Raw genomic sequence first — 20,559 nt, 5'->3', positions numbered from 1 at the left:
CGCCCAGCTTATCCGCGCCTTAGCAGGCCACCAGAGTTGGCAATGATTGTGCCCGCAGGAGCTGCCTGGATGGCAGCGCCAGCAAAAGGCCTACATGGACGTAGGCTTTTTGCGATGCGGCGACCACAGCATTGACGACGAGGGAAAAACGGCCTGTGCGGCGCAAGGCAGGGAGTTCGCCCGTCCAGCGTGAGGGATAAGATCCCTCAAGGAGGACAGTGGGCTTGGCGGCCACAAATCAGACCGTGCTAAAACGATCCACATCCCCCGCCATTTATCGAAACTACACCCCCACCCCGACGACAATCATACCTTTGACTGAGACCTAGATTGCCAAACACCGCGATAATCGCTGCTTACCCACGACATAGCGCGAAACACGATATATCGCGCCCATATATCGTGGCCATCGCAAGCAAGTAAATACCCACTATCAATGCAACCAGCGAATAAACTGGCATCGTATGGCTGGCACGTTTTGTGTACTGACGGCGTCGATAACCGTGATTATGCAAAATGAGGCTTTCCATGCCATCACCATCCCACTCTTCTCTGATAGCGTCCGATGCTCCTCTGCCCCACCGCGTACGGCTGTTTAATGGTCGTTTTCGCAACTGGCGCCGCGCCGTAAGTTGGCCGCTGTTAGCTTTTTTCTTTCTCACTCCATGGCTGACTTGGAACGATGCGCCGGCGGTGTTTTTAGATATTAACGAAAAACAGTTCCATATCTTTGGCTGGCTATTGTGGCCAAAAGATTTGCTGCTGCTCACGCCGGTGATGATCGGCAGTGCTTTTGCGCTGTTTTTTGTTTCCATGTACGCCGGTCGTCTGTGGTGCGGCTATAGCTGCCCACAAACGGTATGGACGTTTTTATTTATCTGGCTAGAAGAAAAAATCGAAGGCTCACGCAACCAACGGCGTAAATTGGACCAGGGCAAAGGCAGCGGTCTGCAGAAGCTGCGCCGCGGTATTAAATACTTGGTGTGGGCCGCATTGGCTTTGGCCACGGCGATTACTGCACTGAGTTATTTTTATCCGCTGACTTACTGGTGGGCCGATGTACGCCAGGGCGATATTTCTGCTGTTGCGACCACCTGGGTGGTGATTATTGGCTCGCTGACGTTTTTAAACGCAGGCTGGCTACGGGAGCGCGTGTGTACCCATATGTGCCCGTACTCGCGCTTCCAGTCGGTGATGTTTGACACCCAAACCTACACCGTGCGCTACAACGCTGAGCGCGGCGAGCCACGCGGTAAAAAAGGCGCCGACGGCCAGGCACTGGGCGATTGCGTTGATTGTGGCGTGTGCGTACAAGTGTGCCCGACCAACATCGATATTCGCGAAGGTTTGCAAATTGCCTGCATCGATTGCGCCGCCTGTGTCGATGCCTGCGATTCGATCATGGAAACCCTCAATCGTCCTACCGGCCTGATTGCTTACGAGCCGGAAGAACAGCTCACTTTGGCCCAGCGCTGGCGTTTATGGGGCTATGGCGCCGCCGCCAGCGTGGCGTTTGTGCTGGCCCTGGGCCTGCCGATGATGTCTCCGGACATCGACATCAGCAGCGAGCGCGATCGCCAGCGCCTATTCCAGCTGACTCCAGCCGATACCATCGAAAACAACTACACAGTGAAAATTCACAACCGTCGCCAACAGCCCGTCACCGTGGTGATTCTCGACGGCGAGCAAACTCTGGCCGAGCTGCATTTGCGCGCTGGCGCCCATGGCAGCGCCAACATTGCCATTGAGCGCGACATGAGTTTTGCCGAAGAGCAAGTGGCTATACGGGTGCGCCATGGCGATCAGGAAGAAGTCGAAACCCTGACGTTCTCTAACCCATATCGACATACGCTGGCGGCCAATTAAGGACGCCAAGCGCTTGCTCTACCTGTTCCTCCTCGTGCGGTAACTCTGCTTCCGCTTTGGCCTGCCCGGTATCACTTCGCCGCCGGTGCAGGTCTTTTTTTCGCTTACGGCACAAAACCCGCGCCCCGTGCTTGAATCACTGCTAGCGATGGGTATGATCGCCGCAACTCAGGGCCCGGCACCTGCGCCAGGCACCCCACCGCTTATCTGCACCATCAGGAAACCGACATGACTACACAATCGTCCACCCCCAAACCCCAGCGCGATGCGTTGCTGGCTAACGCTCATCGCCACATGCCCATGGGCGTGGCCGACAGCTACCGCTATTGGGGCGAAGACAATACCGTGTTTGTGGAATCATTGAAGGGCTGTACCCTGACCGACGCCGATGGCCAAGAGTTTGTCGATTTTCGCCTGGCCTACGGCCCGATCATCTTGGGCTACCGTGACCCGCGCATCGATCAGGCAGTGATCAAAGCCATCACCGAAGTCGGCACCATGTCTGGCTTCTCTACCGGTCTCGATGCCAAGGTGATCGAGCTGGTGAAAAGCCTGTGCCCACAAATTGAAAAAATGCGCTTTGCCAACTCCGGTACCGAGGCGGTATTGGGCGCTGTGCGCACCGCTCGTGGCTTCACCGGGCGCAATAAAATCGTGGTGGTCGAAGGCGGCTTTCACGGTCTGTACGACGAGATGATGTGGAAGCCCGATGTCGATGGCTGGAACCCAGAGCAGCAAAGCGCGCCAGAGATCAAATCCTTTGGCATCGGCATTCCAGAAGCCAGCCGCGAACACCTGGAAACCATTTCGCTCAACGATCTGGACGCCTTGAGCGATGTGTTCCAGCGTTTGGGCGATGACATTGCCGCCATCGTGATTGAGCCCATCATGGGCAACTGCGGCTCGATTGCCGCCAGCCAGGAATACATGCAAGCGTTGCGTGATCAATGCGATCAACATGGCGCTTTGTTGATCATTGATGAAGTGAAAACCGGCTTCCGTGTAGCCAAGGGCGGCGCTCAAGAGCTGTATCGTATCTATGCCGATCTGACCACCTTCGCCAAAGCCATGGGCAATGGCTACCCAGTGGCGGCCTTTGGTGGTCGCGCCGCAGTAATGGACACCATTCACTTTGGCGCCAAAGGCGTGACCCATGGTGGCACCTACACCGCGAACATGATTGCCCTGTCGGCGGCCTACGCCACCTTAAGCGTGCTGAAAGACACCGACGCGCTGGCGACCATTCACCAAACCGGTGCGGCGATTCAGCGCGTGCTGTCGCAGGTGTTTAGCAACCATGGCATAGAGCACAAGTTTGCCGGCCCAGATTCGATGTTTGGCATCCACTTTAATACCCGTGCTGATCAACCTGTGCCACACAACTACCGCGACTGGAAGCAAACCAACAGCGAGCTCTACACCACCTTTGCCCATCGCCTGATCGACAAAGGCATCATGCTGGAGCCAGATTCGCGCGAGCCTTGGTTTATTTGTGAAGCGCACCAAAGCCTGGATCTGGATTGGCTGCAACGCGTTGCTGACGAGGCACTGGCAGAAGCCATCGCCGAGCACGCCGCTTAAGAGGTTGGCCTGCTAAGCAGCCAGATGTGTACGCCAATGAGCACGAATGACATAAAAATCACATCAAAGGTTTACATTCGCGCGGATTAGCAGTACATTACGCGCCGCTTGGAGGGATGGCTGAGCGGTTGAAAGCACCGGTCTTGAAAACCGGCATACGTTAATAGCGTATCTAGGGTTCAAATCCCTATCCCTCCGCCATATTTTAAAAGGCCGCTGCAGTGATGCAGCGGCCTTTTTCGTTTATGCCCGCTCTCTGAATGCTAACCCTCTTGTGGCAGAGCAACGTCAGCTCACTGTGGTGTTCGCCGCTGTTGCATTCGCCCTTTGAGTAGGAACCCGACTTGCTTCTCTAGCACAGCCTCTCCAGCACGGCTCCTCGGCACATAATCTCTTGTCACACAGTGCCTCGGGCGCTGCTCTATATCCTTGCGGCTTTGTGCTGTCTCGCAGCCGAGCACAAACAGAACTATGCGCCCCTCATACCTAGATGAGTAACCTCTTGCTGAAAAGCCAGCGGCACCCCAGATGACAGACATAAAAAAACCGGGCACTGGCCCGGTTTTTTAAACGAACTGGCAATTACATGCGGTAGTTCATTTGCAGCGAGACACCCAGGGCATCCATATCGTAGGTGCCGGTGGCGTTTTGCAGACCCTTCACTTCGTCGTCCAGGTCGTAGTCGTACTCATTCAGATCCGATTCATCAATCAGCAAGTAGGCAATGCCCATATCAAAGCTGATGTCGTCGTTCAGGTGGTACTTGGCACCGGCCGTCAGCCACTGACGATCGTTGTCAGGCACACGGGCTGTACGGTGCTTCTCGGCCACTGGCGACTCGTCGAAGGCGTAACCGGCGCGCAGCAGCCAGTCGTGGTTAACGCGATAGCTGGCGCCCAGCGCGTAAGACCAGGTGTCGTGCCATTTTTCCACGATGTGACCAATGTAGTTTTCACCCAGGCCGCTGATGTCATCGATGATGCCCGAGCGAGTGGCGATCACGTCGAAGTATTTGAATACCGACCAATCCGTCCAGGTGGCACCGCCTTGCAGCTGCAAGCGGTCATTCACACTGTGCGCCAAGCTGAAGGTCGCTGAGCGTGGCGTGGTCAGGGGAACACGTGCGTCCTGATCTTTCACCTCACCGCTAAAGCCTTGTACCGCCTCCAGCAACTGAGCTTCGCTCAAACCAAACAGCTCGCCGTTCTTGGCAGCGATGGCAGCGTCAGCCAACACAATGCCATTGTTGTCTGCGTCCAGCAGTGGGTGCCCTTTCAGCTCGGCAGCAAAGATTTCTACGCCTTGGTTTTGTTTGAACTCGGCGGTGCCTTCCAGATCCAGGTCGATCTCTGAGCGGTAGGCAAAACCAAAGGTCGTCACTGGCGTGATGTCCCACATCACACCGAAGTTCCAGCCGTAACCGCGGTCGTCACCTTCCACTTCAAACTTGTTGTCGTAGCCCAGGTAACTTGGATCGTTCAAACCCGAGATGGCATCGATCTTGGCTTGCTGCTGCAGATACGCCGCTGAATTTGGATCCAGGCCACTGCCATCCAGCTGCATTTGCGCACCTTGAACGTAGGCTTCCGGCACGAACGGCACGGTATCAAGTTGCTTGGACAGCAAACCGCTGGCAAACACGATGTCGATACCAACACCGATCGACAGAGTGTCGGTCAGCTGGTACGCAAAGGTCGGCTGGATATCAATGGTGGTCAGCTTGGTCTCGTCGGCAAAGCCGCCCACCAGCGCGTTGGAATCGTAATCCGTGTGGGTACCAAATGGCGCGAAGATGCCCAATCCAATAGCGGCTTTGTCATCCAGCGGACGCACGTAGTACATAAAAGGAATGGTCGGGTTCGGGACAAAGTCACCGCCGTCGCCATAGGCGCCCTGTTCGAAGTCACTGGGCACACCCGCGCTGTTTAAACGTTCACCCTCAAAGCTGCCGTTCACGTCGATGTAGGTCACACCCACGCTCAACTCCGGACGCTTCAGACGCGTCATACCGGCGGGGTTGTAAAATACCACCGACGCATCTTCAGCAACGGCCGCACGGCCTGCATAAGCGTTGCCAACACCGCTGGCACTTTGCTCGTTGATCTTGTATCCCGACGCCATGGCCTGACTGGCCAGAGCCACTGCGGTCGCTAATACCGACGCTTGCTTTAACATCTGAGGGTTTTCCTTGCTGGCTGTTATGTTTATTGCGGTGCCGATCGATGACACTGACCGTTTTGCACCTGCTGAGTGGAAAATCGCCGGGAGTATGCCAGCCAAGATTAGGCCAATATGTAACAATTTGTGCCATCTGAGTAACATAAGGAAACAGAGCAGTGATGCAAAGGCACCAATATCGATCGAATAATCGCCTTTGATATACTGCTGCGCTGCCATTGCGTCTGCACACACGGTCCAAACCAACCACAAAGACCTGTGCTGTGTGCCCGTTTAACCCAAGAGAAATCAGCGTGTCATCAGCCAGCCACTATTCATTGCGCCCCATCGCCATTGCCCACACGCCATTTGCGGAAAAGTTTGCCATTCCACGCCAACCGAGCCTGGCGCCGTCGGTCCAAGGCGAACTGGAGCTGCTGCCGCCCTACGACGATGCGCGCGCTGTGGCTGGGTTGGAACAGGTCAGCCACATCTGGTTGACCTTTGTTTTCCATCAGACGCTGACCAACCACGACAAGCCGCATCTGCAAGTGCGCCCACCGCGTCTGGGCGGCAATGAAAAACTGGGCGTGTTTGCGTCGCGCGCAACGCACCGCCCCAACAACTTAGGGCTGAGCGTGGTCGAGTTGCTGGAGGTCCGGCCAGGGCGTTTGCTGGTGGGCGGGCTGGACTTGCTTGATGGTACCCCCATTGTCGATATTCGCCCCTACGTGCCCTATGCCGATCATATTACGACGGCCAAAAACGACATTGCCGCCGCACCGCCACCGCTTATTCGCGTCGACTTTAGCCCGACCGCGGAACAGCAAGCGCAGCAACACGGGGCGCGTTTGGCGCAGCCGCTGCAGCAGGTGATCACCCAGTGCCTGGCACAAGATCCCAAACCCGCTTACCAAAACCCAACGCCAGAGCGCGAGTACGGCGTACAGTTGTGGGACCTAAACGTGGTGTGGCATTACCCCAGCCCAGAGCGCATTTGCGTGCTCAGGCTGGAGCCGGTGAGTAATGAGTGAATGTGTGGCTGAGCGATGACAGCTGCAACCGCTAACGTGGCAGCAGTTTGTAGGTGCGCTGAATAAATGAGTCGAGACCGCGCTCACGAAAACGCGGCTCTTGCTCGATCAGCTCACGGCTTTCCAATACTTCGATATGGTAGTGGCTGCTGTAATGTTGCTGCACTTCTTCATCGCTCAGAGCAAACGGCGGCCCACTCATGCTCGGCTGGTGATAGTCCAAGGTGACCAGCAACTGCGGCGCACAGCCGCTAACCGCACGCAGTTGGCGGGCATAGTCGCGGCGCATGGCCTCTGGCAAGGCCACCAGTGCCGCGCGATCGTAAACCCAATCCACGTGCGCCATTGGCGATAAATCGAAAAAGTCTGCCGCGATTAACGTGACGCCTGGCATGCGATACACCACCGCCTGCTCTTGCTGCTCGCGCTCAACCGGCAGTTGCAGCTCAGTACTGATGGTGTCGGCCAGCTCGGCAATGGCCAGCTCACTTAGCTCGACGCCAATCACCGTCAACCCTTGCTGACGCAGCCACACCACATCCAACGATTTGCCGCACAAAGGCACCAGCACCGTCTGGCCAGGCCGCGCATTCAGTGTTGGCCAGTACTTCAGCAATACTTTGTTCACTTCATCCAGGTGAAAACCGATTTCCTGCTTTTGCCATTTCTCATGCCAAAACTCGGACTGCATGCAAACTCCTGTTCATGCCTTTTAAAAAGGGCACACACGCTAGCGCACTTTAAACGCCAGAGCCAGTGCCCACCACAGCCTGACTTACTGCTCCGACCACACCGCCAGCTCATTACCACTAGGCTCGATAAAATGGAAACGCCGCCCGCCCGGAAAGCTAAAGATCGCCTGGCTGATACGCCCACCGTGCTGCTCGACGCGGGCCAAACAGGCTTCCAGATCTTCGGCTTGAATCACCACCAACACCGCTCCGTTGGCCATGCGACTGGCTTTATCGCTGTGGTAAAAGCCACCTGCGGTGCCGCCGCTGGAAAACGCCAGATACGCCTCGCCGTAGGCTTCAAACTGCCAGCCAAACACTTGCTCAAAAAACGTCTGGGTCGCGCTCAAGTCACGCGCGGGAAATTCTACATAGTTGATCATGCCACTGTCCTTGCTAGTAATAGTCAGCGCTATCACAGCACACAAAGGTTCCTGAAAGAAGGAGGATGGCTACAATGAGGGGCACTGACGTCAGTTTACCGGGCAATGGGCAAAGGGGATGCAGGTGCGGTATTGGGTGGTGATATTGATCACTGGATGCTGGTGGCCGCTGTGCAAAGCAGAGCCGCTGCAACTGGTCACGCTGCAATACCCGCCTTATATCTATGCGCAAAATGGCCAGCCGCAAGGCGTGGCCGTTGACTTGGTGGAACAGGCGTTTGCCGATCTTGGTGTCGCCATCGAAATTCGTATCCTGCCCTGGGCACGCGCCATCAGCCTGATTGAGCACGGCCAGTCCGATGCCATATTCACCGCCTTTAAAACCCCAGAGCGCGAGCGTTTTGCCGACTACAGCCGCGAGGTGCTGTTTACCCAAAGCATCAGCTTGGTGCAGCGTGCTGGCCCGCCGATCGACTGGCGCCAGCAAGGGAAGACGCTATCAGTATGTCGCGTGAATGATGTAAGTTACGGCGCCACCATGGACCAGCTGATGCAGCAGCAACACTTTGCCCAAGTTTACAGCAGCAACAGCGCCTATCAGTGCATGCAAATGCTGCGCAGTGCGCGTGTCGACTTGTGGGTGAATAACGAATACGGCGCCCGGGTATTATTGCAACACGGCAAGCTGCAACACGGCAAGCTGCAACAACGGCTGCACATTCAGCAACCTGCGGTGCAAAGCACCCCCAGCTACATCGCCTTCTCGAAAAAGCGCCAGCTGACCGACATCCGTGACCGTTTTGATCAGGCGTTGGCCGCCATGAAGCGCGACGGACGCTACCAATCATTGGTAGACAAAGCAGCGCGCGCCGCAGGGCAGCAATTAAATGACACCGTGCATTAACAACGGCCCTCAACGCACGGCAGCAAACCGGCAACCCCTTTACTCTCGCTAGGGTCTGTTAACAAAAGCGCGGCTTAATGTGCCGGCACAATGAGCCTACGAAATCGCCCGTACAGGCGCCAAAACCGTCAGCGACTCATGGCAGATACCGGCGCCTCCATGCGACTGTGATGATATTGATTCACGCCGTAGGACAACAAAATCATTAATGCGAATAACAACATAGCTTTCATAGTGGCTTCTCCCTCGTTGGTCAGGGAGAAGCTAACGCGAACCGTCCACTATGAATTGTACAAAATTGATCAATTAAGGCACCTCTGAATAATTCGGTGCCCGCTCTGGATCGCCAGAGGGCCTTGGATCACGAAGCTGGTTTGCCGCTCTAGCCAGCTACAGCAAGGACCAGCAACATAGAACCGAAGTTCTCTGGTGCTCCCCGTAGGGCGCGAGCCGCAGTCCTCCATAACGTCGTTGCCAGTGTTGAAAAGGGCTGGCCATTTCCTGCCACCGACGCCTCATTCTGAAGGCCTGATGCATTCGCGCAGAGCTGTGCAGAATTATTCAGAGGTGCGTTAACGCTGTAGCGCTGCTACATCCGGAAAACGCTGCTGCCAATTGTCGATCAGGGCTTGCTGATCAATATCCCATGGGTGAAACCCGGTGCGGAAAAACTTGGCCAGCCCTTTCATGTTGTCGCGCAGAATGCCGCGCTTGCCCCAGAAGAAGCTCGCCGCTTCTTTCCATTCACGCCAGCTGGGGAAATGACGATCCGCCCACAGCATTTGCGTTTGATACCACGCCAGCCGGGAAAACAAACTCACCATGGCAATGACCATCACTCGCTTGCGCATAAACTCGTTATCGACACAGGTACGGTAGACATCAAAGGCGACCGCCTTGTGTTCGATTTCTTCCACCGCGTGCCAGATCAGCATTTGCCGAATGGTGGGGTCAATCTGCTCAAGCAGATCGGTATTTTTTAACAAAAACTCGGCCAAAGAAGCGGTAAAGTGCTCCATCGCTACCGTCAGTGCCAGCTGCCTTGGAGGGCTGAATTTTTTTAACATTTCAATACGACTTTGCATCGCCGAGGTAATCTTCGACATCGGAAAACCCAGCGACTCAATCGACTCATTAAGAGCTTCATGGGAATGACCATGATGGGCTTCCTGACCGATAAAGCCTTTAATCTGCTGTTTTAATTCTGGGTCGCTGATCTGATCGCGATAGTGGCGCACGGAATGAATAAAAAAGCGCTCGCCATCAGGAAAAAGTGCCGACAGTGCGTAAAAAAACGTACTGACCAATGAGTTGTTATTAAAGGTGTATTTATTTTCTGGTGCTTTGGTATCAAACGCCATGCGGCGTGGCTTAATTTCCGGCTGGTAGTGACCGGAGGAGTGAGTCTTGGTTACGGTGTTGTTTTTATTCATCCGTCCTACTCCTACTCTGAAAGTTGACACCGTCACTATTGCACAGTGTGTTCGCTACCTCCCGGTGATAAGCTTGCAGACAATGGTGAAAAAATAACAACTAGGCACAGCCATGAACACTGCCCTACCCGGCCGCGGTCATTACCGCATCTCGTCGGACTATTTGATTTTATTGGCCGAGCTGGCCTTAGAACACGGTGTGTCGGCCAAACAGTTGCTGCAGGATACTGGGCTGCGTGAAGAGCTGTTGCTGCACCCCGGCATACTGGTGGGACATGACTCCGGTATTCGCTGCGTAGAGAACTTCTGCCAGCTGCTGCCCAAGCCCAGCATAGCGCTGGAATACGGCAAGCGCATGACGCTGTCCAAACACGGCGCTTTGGGCTACGCCGCGCAATACAGCGCCACCATGAGCGATGCCGCGATCAAGGTCATGCGTTACGTTGAAACCCGCGCCCAGGTGTTTACCATTCAGCGCTACGCCGGCGAGGGCCAACGCAAACTGTTTATCGAACCCAGGTTCGACAGCCCCAGCGCCGGACCATTTTTAGTCATTGCTTTTTTGGCCAGCATTGAAACCATTTGCCGCACCTTAATCGGCCAACAGGGCAAACAGGTGCGCACCGAGATTGCGCTGCGCTATGACCTCGATATGCGCCAGCAGCAGGTGCTGCCCAATTGCCAGGTGAGCGGCGGACAGCGCGATAACTGCCTAATCTGGCCAGCCGATGCGCTGCAAGCGCCGCTGCCGTTTTTTGACCCCGCCATGGAGCACATGGCCGAACAAGAACTGGAGCAAGCCCTGCGCGACATGCATGGCCGGCGCAGCTTTAGCGATCGTGCGCGCGACCTAATCGCCGACCACCTGCAACAACCGCTCAGCCAAGAGCAAGTAGCCGCACAGCTGCACGTCTCCGGCGCCACGCTGAATCGCAAACTGAAACAAGAAGGCACCAGCTATCAGCAGCTAAAAGACGACATTCGCCAGCAGCAAGCCCGGCATATGCTGCGTCACAGCGAACTCACCATTGATCAGGTAGCCGAGCAACTGGGCTATTCTGACGCCAGCAACTTTACCAAGGCGTTTAAAACATGGACCGGCATGCCGCCATCGGCCTATCGACAGCACTGATCATTAGCTCAGACTGGCAATCCGGCTAGATTTTCCGTATAAGGCCCACCTGCAGATTTCACGAGTTCACCATGCCTAAAACCAGCCGCTCTCCCCGCCCTAGAACCCGCCGTCCACAAGCCGACGATCGCCTGCATTACCGCGAACTGACCGGCCTGTGGTTACAGTGGCTGCAACGCCCTGAATACATGCCGCTCGATCGTTGGTTGCGCAAGCACAACACCAAAGGCAGCGCCTTGCGCCAGCAGCCGGCATTGGCTCAAGCCATGTTTCAGGCTCAGCGTTACCTGCAACTGGCGTGCGCGCTGGAGCATCAGCAACGTCAGGACAGCGAACTGAGCGACGCGCAGTGGCAACAATGGGACCAGCAGTGGCAACCGTCTCACGTAGAGCAGCTCGACGCCGCACACCTATGGCACTGGGTGCAGCAACGCTGCCAAGAAAACTGGCGCTGGCCCGATGGTTTTCGCCACTATGAGCAGCGCGCTGAAATCTTTCGCCAATTCCGCGATGCCAGCCAACGCCCACTCTCTGCGCAGTGGCTGCTGTGGCACGGCATTCGTCCGAGCTGGTTAAGCGCCTTGCGTCAACGTCAAGAGTACAGCCACTGGAGCGACGCACAGCTCACGCATTGGCTGACACAGCAAAGCGAAGCAGCGCCCTTGTGGCTGCGGGTGAACCCCATCGCCAACAGCGCACAGCTGGATCAGCAAACGATTTACAACGAACTGCTGCAAGAAAAGATTTCCGTGCAACGCCGCGGCGAACACTTGTGCGCCCACGGCGGCCGTGGCATTGGCATTGGCATGACCAACTTGTACAAAGCCGGCGTGATCGAAATTCAAGATCTGGCCAGTCAGCACATTGTCGCCGCCATCAAACCACAAGCGGGTGAGAAAATTTGGGATGCCTGCGCAGGCGCGGGTGGCAAAACCCTGGCCATGGCGAGCCAAATGAACAACAAAGGCGCCATCATTGCCACCGACCTACATGACTACAAACTGGCGGAACTGAAGCGCCGCGCCAAACGCGGCCAACTGCTCAACATTCGCAGCTTCGTTTGGGAAGGCAATGACGTACTCAAATTGCCCAAAGAAATTGCCCGCCAACAAGGCTTCGATAAAGTACTGATCGATGCGCCCTGCTCATCCAGCGGAACCTGGCGACGCAACCCGGATGCACGCTGGCGCTTTAACGAGCATGACAGCCAAGAACTGATTGCTCTGCAGCAACGCCTGCTGCATTTGGCCAGCCAATCCGTGCGCCCAGGTGGTGAGTTGTTCTACGCCACCTGTAGCTGGCAAGTGGAAGAAAACGAGCAACAAATCGCACAGTTCTTGCAGCAAAATGAAGGTTGGCAATTGCTGCAGCAAACCATGCTGGGCGCGCCTGAACACGACGCCGATACCATGTTTGTGGCGCAGTTAAAGCGTTTATAGCTCTGGGCGGTTAAGCGTTAAATCGCTGATCTCTTAAAAGGAAAAGCCGTGGCGACTGCTGCGGCTTTTTTATGGATGTTTTTTAAGTTTCGCTGGTAGTTTTCAAGCCCGACAGCCCTATGCCCTCCTTGAGGGATCTTATCCCTCACGCCGGGCCGGCGAGCGACTGAAAGCGTATATCGAGGCAGTTTCTGCCAGGCCAAAAGTGAGCGAAAGCATCCTCGACAAGCGCAGCTTACGAACGGTAAGTGAGCATTGAGTCGGACTCGCGTACAAAGTACTTTATTCGCGCCAAACCCCATGCCCTCCTTGAGGGATCTTATCCCTCACGCCGGGCCGGCGAACTCCCTGCTTTGCGCTGCGCAGGCCGTGATTCCTTCGTTAACAATGCTGTGGTCGCCGCAACGCCAACAGCCTGCATCCCGGCAGGATGTTGGCTGGTGCTGCCATCCGGGCAGCCCCTGCGGGCACAGTCATTGCCCACTCAGGCGGCCTGCTGAGGCGCGGACAACCTAGGCGCGAGAGCGAGTAATCAGCTAAGACATGGCTGGAGACTCAATGTAAAGGGATGCTGGTTATGCAAGGCTCTTCACCATTTTTGGTGGTCCAGATACACTGATCCTTTATTGGAAGGGTATCTATGGATGGATCAGCTCACTCTGTACAATCGAATTTTGGAGTTATCTCCACCTTGGCACGCAACCTCTGTTGATCTGAAAGACGATGAATCGGAAGTTGTTGTAACGGTTGCATTTGATCAAACACAGGGGGTGGCCTGTCCTGTATGTGGCAATCAATGCACACTGTATGACCAGCGATCACGTCGTTGGCGACATCTCGACACATGTCAATATAAAACCATCGTCGAAGCTTCAGTCCCTCGCGTGAACTGCCCTGAACATGGTGTGTTAACGGTTCAGGTTCCCTGGGCTGATGGCAGCTCACACCACTCAATCAAGTTCGAGAATGAGGTGTTAAAGTGGGCGCAGGAAGTATCGATTCTAGCTATTACCCGGCGATTCAAGACAAGCTGGTCGGTAGTCGATCGAATCATACAAAAAGCAATAAAACGAGGCTTAAGTCGGCGCTGGGAAGTGGATTGTACCCATCTGTCTGTCGACGAGACCTGTATTGGAAAAGGACGCGATTTTATTACCATTCTTTCAAATCGTAATGGTCAAGTTATCGCAATATCTGACGGTCGCAGCGGAAGCAGTTTATTGAACTGCCTGAGCACAATTCCAATTCAGTGCTTGCAAAAAACGCGGACGATCTCGATGGATATGAGCTCAGCACACATCGAAGCGACCAAACGATTTTTTGGTAATAAAGCCAATAAAATGATTTCAATAGATCACTTTCATGTATCCAAAGTACTCACCACTGCCGTTTCAAGCACCCGACTTTCAGAGCTTAAAGAGCAGCCGTCTCTAGATAAACTTCACTCTCATAAAACACGCTACCTGTGGCTAAGGAATCGGCACAACCTCAAAGTGCAACAAAGCAATGAACTCAATCTACAACAGACTTCTATGGTAAAAACAGCTTACGTGTGGATGCTAAAAGAAAAGGCCCGTGATATCTGGACGGGCATTGAGCCTGCAAACCGTCGAAGCTGGGCACAATGGCTCTACTTGGCCCAAAACAGCGGTATTAAAGCACTGGAGTTAGCCGCAGAGACCATAAGAGCTCATCTGAAAGGTATTCTTACTGCAATGAAACATCAGTCATCCAATGCTCGTGCTGAAGCCGTCAACAAAAATGTTAAGAACCTTGCGAGGCTGGCCCATGGCTTTAGAAATCGAGACAGGTACAAGTCGCTGATTATGTTCAGGTACGGACAGCTCGATATGTCAATGACCCACTAGGTACAGTGAAGAGCCTTATACAACCAGTATATTTCTTGAAATAACAAAAAGCTGGGGTAATCCCCCCGAAAAATAACAGCAGCCAAAAGTAGAATTTTCTCGCAACCTAAGCGCAGGAGATTCTGCATGAAAAAATCACGCTACACAGACAGCCAGATCATGGCGATCCTTAAGCAAGCCGAGGCCGGCACACCCGTACCGGAGCTTTGCCGTGAACACGGCATGAGCAGCGCGACATTTTACAAATGGCGAGCCAAATACGGTGGCATGGATGACTCCCTCATGGTACTGACCTTTCCCCCGATTTTAAAACCATGACCTTGATGAGATTTCCAGATAATCTACTCCCAAGGAGATTTCAAAGTCATGAAGAAGCGCTACACCGAAGAACAAATTATCAAAGCCATCAAGCAGCATGAGGCTGGCACCAAAGTGCCGGATATTTGCCGAGAGCTGGGCATATCCGAAGGTACGTTTTACAACTGGCGATCAAAGTATGCCGGTTTGGAAGTCAACGAAGCCAAGCGTATGAAAGAGTTAGAGTCTGAGAACACCAAACTCAAGAAGCTGCTCGCTGAGAAATTACTCGAAGTGGAAGCGATGAAAGATGTACTTTCAAAAAAGTGGTAAAGCCAGCCGACCGCAAACCTGTCACTAGAAGCTGTTTCATAACCTTCAGTCCGATATAATAATCAAAACTATCAGCTTCAACTCCTCCACCATGAAACGTTCAACCTCAGAACTGACCGACCAACAGTGGGCACACATTGAGCCTTGTTTACCCAGCCTGCCTCGTGGCAAAGGGGGTCCCAAACCTATCAGCAATCGAGCCTGTTTCGAGGGCATTTTATGGGTCTTACGTTCAGGTGCGCGCTGGCGTGATCTACCCGAGCGCTATCCTTCACCGAGTACCTGCTGGCGCCGCCTTCAGTACTGGGAAGAGCAAGGTGCATGGCTCAAAGCCTGGCGTAAGTTTCTTCGCATTCTAGATCAACAGTCGCGGTTAAATTGGGAAGAATCGTTTTCTGATGGTAGTTTTGCACCCGCAAAAAAAGGGGCCTCGGTGTTGGAAAAACCAAGCGTGGTAAGGGGTCGAAGTGGATGATAGTCGTCGATGGCGAAGGCATTCCAATCGGGCTGACACTTGGCTCAGCGTCACCGGCGGAGGTCAAGCTGATTGAGGCTTTGTTAAATTTTTCCTATGGCAAGAGCAAGGTGAAGCGTTTGATTTACGATAAAGCGGCAGACTCTGATCCTCTGCGAATGGCGTTAAAGAAACGGGGCGTTGATCTCATTTGTCCACATCGTCGAAACAGGAGAAAAGCGCCGCTGCAAGATGGTAGAAAGCTGAGAAGGTACGACCGTCGCTGGAAAGTAGAGCGCACTTTTGCTTGGCTTGGAAATTATCGGCGATTAGTGGTTCGATGGGAAAGAAAGCTCTCAATGTATCGAGCCTTCTTTCACGCCGCCTGCATGATGATCGTGCTAAAGAAGTTGTGAAACAGCTTCTAGTTACTTGATCGAGACATTCGGCCTGAGTGAACGGCAAGCTTGCCGTCTCTCAGGCATCAGTCGGACTGGCTTTAGATACGATGCCAAAGGTTGTAGCGATGAGGCGCTCAGAGCGCGTTTAAAAGAGCTTGCGGCCCAATACTCCCGTTACGGTTATCTGCTACTTCACGGCTTGCTCAAAGCCGAAGGGATGGTAATTAACAAGAAACGAACGTATCGAGTCTATACCGAAGAAGGGCTTCAGGTACGCACCAAGAAACGTAAGAAGCTCACTCGACCAATGTTAGTGATGGATCTACCTGAACAGGTTAATGAGCGCTGGTCTATGGACTTTGTCGCGGATCAATTAAGCAATGGTCGTCGCTTCCGAGTGCTCAACGTTGTGGACGACTACAGCAGAGAACTGATCGGTCAGCTCACAGAGTTCTCGATTAGCGGTGCCAGAGTTGCTCGATTCCTAGGGCAGCTGATCGAAACACGAGGCAATCCAGATGGAATCACTTGTGACAACGGCACCGAATTCACAAGTAAGGCGATGTTCTTTTGGAGTAAAGAATCTGGCGTCAAACTCAACTTTATCCAACCAGGCAAACCAACACAAAATGCGTTTGTCGAAAGTCTGAACGGAAAGTTCAGAGACAGTTGCTTGAATTTACATTGGTTCCGGAGCATTGAAGAAGCGAGATATGAAATCGATCAATGGCGATACCACTACAACCATGAACGACCACATAGCTCGTTAAATTATTTAACACCGATTGCCTTTGCAGAGAAGGCAGCCTAATGCTGGAATTCTCATTGAAAGATTGGTTCTAACTCAGGGGAAAGGTCAGTACGTATGAAGGAGCTTGAGGAAGAAAACCGACGCCTCAAGAAAATGTACGCCGAAGAGCGCCTCAAAGCTGAGATCATTCAGGAAGCCATGGCAAAAAAGTGGTGAAGCCCCAGGCGCGGCGTATGCTGGCTCAACAATCTGTCGTTGAGCACAAGATCAGCATTCGTCTGGCCTGTCGGATATTCGCCGTGAGCGAAACCTGTTACCGCTATCAGCCCAAACTCAGTGACGAAAACGCTGACATCGCCCACCGACTTATAAAGCTAACTGATGCAGAAAGCGACTGGGGTTTTGGGCTTTGCTTTGACTACTTACGCAACGTCGAGGGGCATCCATGGAACCACAAACGTGTTTATCGGATCTATTGTGAGCAGGCATTGAACTTGCGTATTAAGCCTCGGCGTCGATTAAAACGACAGGTGCCTGAGCCACTGAAGGAGCCCATCAGGCCCAACCAAATTTGGTCAATGGACTTTATGCACGACCAATTAGCGGATGGTCGTCACTATCGGCTATTTAACGTTATCGACGACTATCGGCGTGAAGCACTGTGCACCGAAGCGGATTTTTCGTTGCCAGCCCCCAGGGTTATTCGAGCACTGAATCAGCTACTGGAATGGCGACCGAAACCCGCCGCCATACGCTGTGACAATGGGCCGGAATTTATCAGTACTGAATTTGTTAAGTGGGCCAGGCTGCATGGTATTCGAATTGAATACATTCAACCTGGAAAGCCTCAGCAAAATGCCTATATCGAGCGTCATAACCGCACAATGCGTTACAGCTGGGTCAGCAAGCACCTGTTTGAGTCGATTGAGGAAGTTCAGGAGTATGCAACGAACTGGTTGTGGTTTTACAATCACAAACGGCCACACAAGGCCAATGGAGGCAAGCCACCTTTGATGGCAGCCTAACTTCTACTTTTAGCGTCAGTTAAAAATGGGGGGATTACCCTCACACAAGCTCATAAATCCAACAGCTTCAATTATCTGACTTGTATCTGAACTTTCCGCGCTTTGGTAAGCCGCCTAAGTTGGCAATCGGGTTGGCGATTAACTCCAGCTTTACAGTCAAGAAACGGGCTGTTACGAAGCACACAGTCCGAACTGCACAACTGGTTTTCCTCGCCGATACAGGTCTGCTATCCATGACTCCTTATTAAGACCTGGGATAAATACTGCAGAAACAAAAAAGCCGCGGTCAAACCGCGGCTTTTTTATTGCGTGACATACGCTTAGAAGTCGTACTGTGCCACCACACCGGCACTGCGCGCAGGCACCCAGTGCACGTAATCACCGTACAAGACAAAGCTTGGGGCTGGCGTATACGCGCTGTAATCGTAGGCGTAGGTTTTCGCGCGACGATCAAACAGGTTATTCACGTAGGCTTCGACTTTCCAATCGGTGGCAGCATAGCCAACGCGCAAGTTGGTCAGTGAGTATGCTGGCAACTGGTTACGGTTGTCGTTATCCAAATACACATCACCAGTGTAGGTTTGGGTTACAAAAGCGCGATAGCCAATGCCTTCGTCATACCCCACCCCTGCTGCTGCGGTTTTTTCTGGCGCGTACTGGAAGCGGTTACCAGAGTAATCCGCATTGCCGGTTACAAAGTCGTCGTAACGGGTTTTCGCCAGGCCGGCATTGGCAAATACGCTAAAGCCATTGTTGGCGCGGTAGTTTATATCCAGCTCCAGACCTTTTAACGTCGACGAGCCTGCATTGGTGATGTAGCGGTCATAAATGTTGCTACCAATCACCTGCACTTGCTGATCTTTCCACTTCATGTAGTAGATATTGGCATTGGCGGTTAATTGCTTGTTCAGCCATTGGCTGCGCAACGACAACTCGTGATTAGTCACAAACTCAGGATCGTACTCAACCGTCGACATTTGCGGGTTGATCGGGTTCAGGCTAACGCCGCCCGAACGATAACCGCGCGACAGCACATAGCCAGCGCTCAAATCATCGGTAAATTGATGGCGAATACCGAGCTTGGGCAAAAACACATTGTTGATGTTTTCTTTTTCTGAGGTGTTGTTGCCAGCGGCGGCCAATACATTAAGTACCTTATTCAGGCTGTCGGCTTGCAAATCGTCCGGGTTGACACCACCCAGTGCCATGTAGCTGGAAATCAGCGCCCACTGTGCTTGCGACGCTGGGTCGCCAGCGTCGGCACCGGCTTTAATGGCAGAGAACAATGGATTGGCGCGCGCCCCCAGAGCAATCATATTGTCTTGATTTACATTGACGGCAGACACATCGGCAGAGTTTTTGTTGGTCTCACGCTCTAATCGCGCGCCCAGCAATAACGTGGTGTCTGGCGTCAGGTAGTAATCCAGTTCGGCAAACAATGCGTGGTTGGTCGCTTCTCGTACGGTGCCGCGATCGGTGTACTGAGTTTCCAACACGGTATCGCTGACGCCATTGGCGTAAGGTGGGAAAGGCGCAGCGGAAGTAGCCTGATAAAAACCGGGCAAATACGTATCCAGTGGGTTCGCCAGCAAGAAATCGTAGCCGCGTTTTTCTTCGCTCTGACTGTAGTAATAACCAAAGCTGCTGCGCAGCTGCTCACTGTCAAAGCTCAAACGCAGTTCTTGGTTGAGACTTTTATCTTCTTCAGACTCATCGCGAATGCCCAAGTTGTTGGCACCCGTGTAGCCTGAATTGCTCGGCGCCATGTTGTCGGCATCTTGGCGCTCGGAGCGGTCACGCCATGAATTCGAGGTAACCGACGTCAGTTGCCACTGTGGCGCCAGCTCGGCCTGCAGTTTCAGCGTTTGGTAGTTAAAGCGATTGGTCAGCTGACCATCGACATCACGGAAGGCTTTAAACTCATCGCAGTTAAATACACCTTCGCGGCTGTTATTGGCGCCACAGGCACGGTCGTCGCCTTGGTCTGATTTATCCTGGCCTACAGTCAGCAACGCACTGAAACGTGACGACGGCTGGTACAACAATTTAATGCGACCGTTAATGTGCTCGTCGTGGGCTTCGTCGTCATCGCCGGTGAATTCGTTTTCGATCTGACCGTCGGTGTAAACACGATCCGCGGCGATACGCAGCGCCCACTGATCGCTCAGTGCGCGGTTCAACATAATACTGGAGATTTGCGTATTATCGCTGCCAAAACCCAATCGTACTGAGCCTTCGTGATAAAACACTGGGTCGTTGGTTTTCACCACAATGGTGCCAGCCAAAGCGTTTTTGCCTTGGCTGGTCGATTGCGGGCCTTTGTACACTTCCAGGTTATTAATGTCCCACAGGCCGATGCCCATTTCCAAAATATCGGCATCAAAATACGCGCCGTCCATCACCACACCCGCTGTGTCGGCAGTGGATGTATCTGAGGTTGGGCCACCTTCGGCATTGATGCCACGAATGCTAAAACCACCGCGGCCGTTGTTGCTGGCGTTGGGCGTTAATACCAGCGCATCATTGAGGTTGTAGGTGTTGTTGCTTTCCAGCATCTGATCATCCAGAACACTGACACCCGACGTGGTTTGCTGCAAATTACGTTCAATTTTGCCGCCGGTTACCACCACGGTTTCGAGGTCTTGATCGTTTGCGATGGCAGATTGTGCGCCCATCGTCATGATGGCGAGCGCCAACGGTGTGTAGCTGAATGTCATATCCCTTCCCCAAAATATGAGCGAGTCAATTTTCGGGCTCGGATTTAATCTCA

The 20,559-nt window shown here is 53.5% G+C and carries 13 protein-coding genes, 1 tRNA gene and 5 pseudogenes; 14 read left to right on the top strand and 5 right to left on the bottom strand.

Annotated elements, in window-relative coordinates:
* Positions 1 to 528: 528 nt before the first annotated feature.
* From ccoG to CHH28_RS10910, 3 genes are all read left to right on the top strand, one after another.
* Positions 529 to 1,866 (top strand): cytochrome c oxidase accessory protein CcoG, encoded by a 1,338-nt coding sequence (ccoG, locus tag CHH28_RS10920; RefSeq protein WP_157729882.1) that lies wholly within the window; start codon positions 529 to 531, stop codon positions 1,864 to 1,866.
* 228 nt (positions 1,867 to 2,094) lie between these two features.
* The gene (locus CHH28_RS10915) at positions 2,095 to 3,447 is read left to right on the top strand and encodes an aspartate aminotransferase family protein (RefSeq protein WP_094060337.1); all 1,353 of its coding nucleotides are present in this window, start codon (positions 2,095 to 2,097) and stop codon (positions 3,445 to 3,447) included.
* 110 nt (positions 3,448 to 3,557) lie between these two features.
* Positions 3,558 to 3,648: transfer RNA gene (locus CHH28_RS10910), tRNA-Ser, on the top strand.
* 381 nt (positions 3,649 to 4,029) lie between these two features.
* Here the strand turns inward: CHH28_RS10910 and CHH28_RS10905 are convergent.
* Positions 4,030 to 5,622 carry an OmpP1/FadL family transporter gene (locus CHH28_RS10905; RefSeq protein ID WP_157729881.1) on the bottom strand — a complete coding sequence of 531 codons (1,593 nt, stop codon included), beginning with the start codon at positions 5,620 to 5,622 and terminating at the stop codon, positions 4,030 to 4,032.
* Positions 5,623 to 5,918: 296 nt separating this feature from the next.
* On the opposite strand from CHH28_RS10905, the gene tsaA reads away from it, so the two are divergent.
* On the top strand, positions 5,919 to 6,638 hold the full coding sequence (gene tsaA / locus CHH28_RS10900) for a tRNA (N6-threonylcarbamoyladenosine(37)-N6)-methyltransferase TrmO (protein WP_094060335.1): 720 nt from the start codon (positions 5,919 to 5,921) through the stop codon (positions 6,636 to 6,638).
* Positions 6,639 to 6,669: 31 nt separating this feature from the next.
* Here the strand turns inward: tsaA and tmpT are convergent, their stop codons facing one another.
* Together tmpT and CHH28_RS10890 are read right to left on the bottom strand one after the other, a co-directional pair.
* Complete coding sequence (tmpT, locus tag CHH28_RS10895) at positions 6,670 to 7,329, bottom strand: thiopurine S-methyltransferase (RefSeq protein ID WP_094060334.1); 660 nt, start codon at positions 7,327 to 7,329, stop codon at positions 6,670 to 6,672.
* Positions 7,330 to 7,413: 84 nt separating this feature from the next.
* On the bottom strand, positions 7,414 to 7,752 hold the full coding sequence (locus CHH28_RS10890; protein ID WP_094060333.1) for a VOC family protein: 339 nt from the start codon (positions 7,750 to 7,752) through the stop codon (positions 7,414 to 7,416).
* 124 nt (positions 7,753 to 7,876) lie between these two features.
* Here CHH28_RS10890 and CHH28_RS10885 point away from each other — a divergent pair, with 124 nt between their 5' ends.
* Entirely contained in the window at positions 7,877 to 8,656 is a 780-nt protein-coding gene (locus CHH28_RS10885; protein WP_199243889.1) for a substrate-binding periplasmic protein, read from the top strand.
* A gap of 572 nt (positions 8,657 to 9,228) precedes the next feature.
* On the opposite strand, the gene CHH28_RS10880 is transcribed toward CHH28_RS10885, so the two are convergent.
* A complete protein-coding gene (locus CHH28_RS10880; RefSeq protein WP_094060331.1) occupies positions 9,229 to 10,089 on the bottom strand; it encodes a metal-dependent hydrolase in 861 nt (286 codons plus the stop codon).
* A 112-nt stretch (positions 10,090 to 10,201) separates the two neighbouring features.
* On the opposite strand from CHH28_RS10880, the gene CHH28_RS10875 reads away from it, so the two are divergent.
* The 9 genes and pseudogenes from CHH28_RS10875 to CHH28_RS10835 form a co-directional block, all read left to right on the top strand.
* Positions 10,202 to 11,221 carry a helix-turn-helix domain-containing protein gene (locus CHH28_RS10875; protein ID WP_094060330.1) on the top strand — a complete coding sequence of 340 codons (1,020 nt, stop codon included), beginning with the start codon at positions 10,202 to 10,204 and terminating at the stop codon, positions 11,219 to 11,221.
* A 71-nt stretch (positions 11,222 to 11,292) separates the two neighbouring features.
* Positions 11,293 to 12,660: an RsmB/NOP family class I SAM-dependent RNA methyltransferase gene (locus CHH28_RS10870; RefSeq protein WP_094060329.1), complete on the top strand. Its 1,368-nt coding sequence runs from the start codon at positions 11,293 to 11,295 to the stop codon at positions 12,658 to 12,660.
* A gap of 644 nt (positions 12,661 to 13,304) precedes the next feature.
* Positions 13,305 to 14,528 (top strand): ISL3 family transposase, encoded by a 1,224-nt coding sequence (locus tag CHH28_RS10865; RefSeq protein WP_094060328.1) that lies wholly within the window; start codon positions 13,305 to 13,307, stop codon positions 14,526 to 14,528.
* A gap of 126 nt (positions 14,529 to 14,654) precedes the next feature.
* A pseudogene (locus tag CHH28_RS10860) lies at positions 14,655 to 14,813 on the top strand (transposase); the annotation flags it as partial.
* 81 nt (positions 14,814 to 14,894) lie between these two features.
* Positions 14,895 to 15,152: pseudogene (locus tag CHH28_RS10855) on the top strand (transposase); the annotation flags it as partial.
* A 97-nt stretch (positions 15,153 to 15,249) separates the two neighbouring features.
* Positions 15,250 to 15,633: a transposase gene (locus CHH28_RS20645; protein WP_094060306.1), complete on the top strand. Its 384-nt coding sequence runs from the start codon at positions 15,250 to 15,252 to the stop codon at positions 15,631 to 15,633.
* Positions 15,600 to 16,028 (top strand): annotated as a pseudogene (locus CHH28_RS10845) (IS5 family transposase); the annotation flags it as partial. The gene CHH28_RS20645 and the pseudogene CHH28_RS10845, both read left to right, overlap by 34 nt.
* 13 nt (positions 16,029 to 16,041) lie before the next feature.
* Positions 16,042 to 16,824: pseudogene (locus CHH28_RS10840) on the top strand (IS3 family transposase); the annotation flags it as partial.
* Between the two features lie 18 nt (positions 16,825 to 16,842).
* Positions 16,843 to 17,789, top strand: a pseudogene (locus CHH28_RS10835) (IS3 family transposase); the annotation flags it as partial.
* Between the two features lie 320 nt (positions 17,790 to 18,109).
* On the opposite strand, the gene CHH28_RS10830 reads toward CHH28_RS10835, so the two are convergent.
* Positions 18,110 to 20,506 carry a TonB-dependent receptor gene (locus CHH28_RS10830; protein ID WP_199243888.1) on the bottom strand — a complete coding sequence of 799 codons (2,397 nt, stop codon included), beginning with the start codon at positions 20,504 to 20,506 and terminating at the stop codon, positions 18,110 to 18,112.
* Positions 20,507 to 20,559: the final 53 nt, after the last annotated feature.

It is taken from the genome of Bacterioplanes sanyensis (assembly GCF_002237535.1).
GTDB classification, from domain to species: domain Bacteria; phylum Pseudomonadota; class Gammaproteobacteria; order Pseudomonadales; family Oceanobacteraceae; genus Bacterioplanes; species Bacterioplanes sanyensis_A.
The sequence above is the reverse complement of the archived record's forward strand: the minus strand, read 5'-3'. Positions and strand labels throughout refer to the sequence as shown.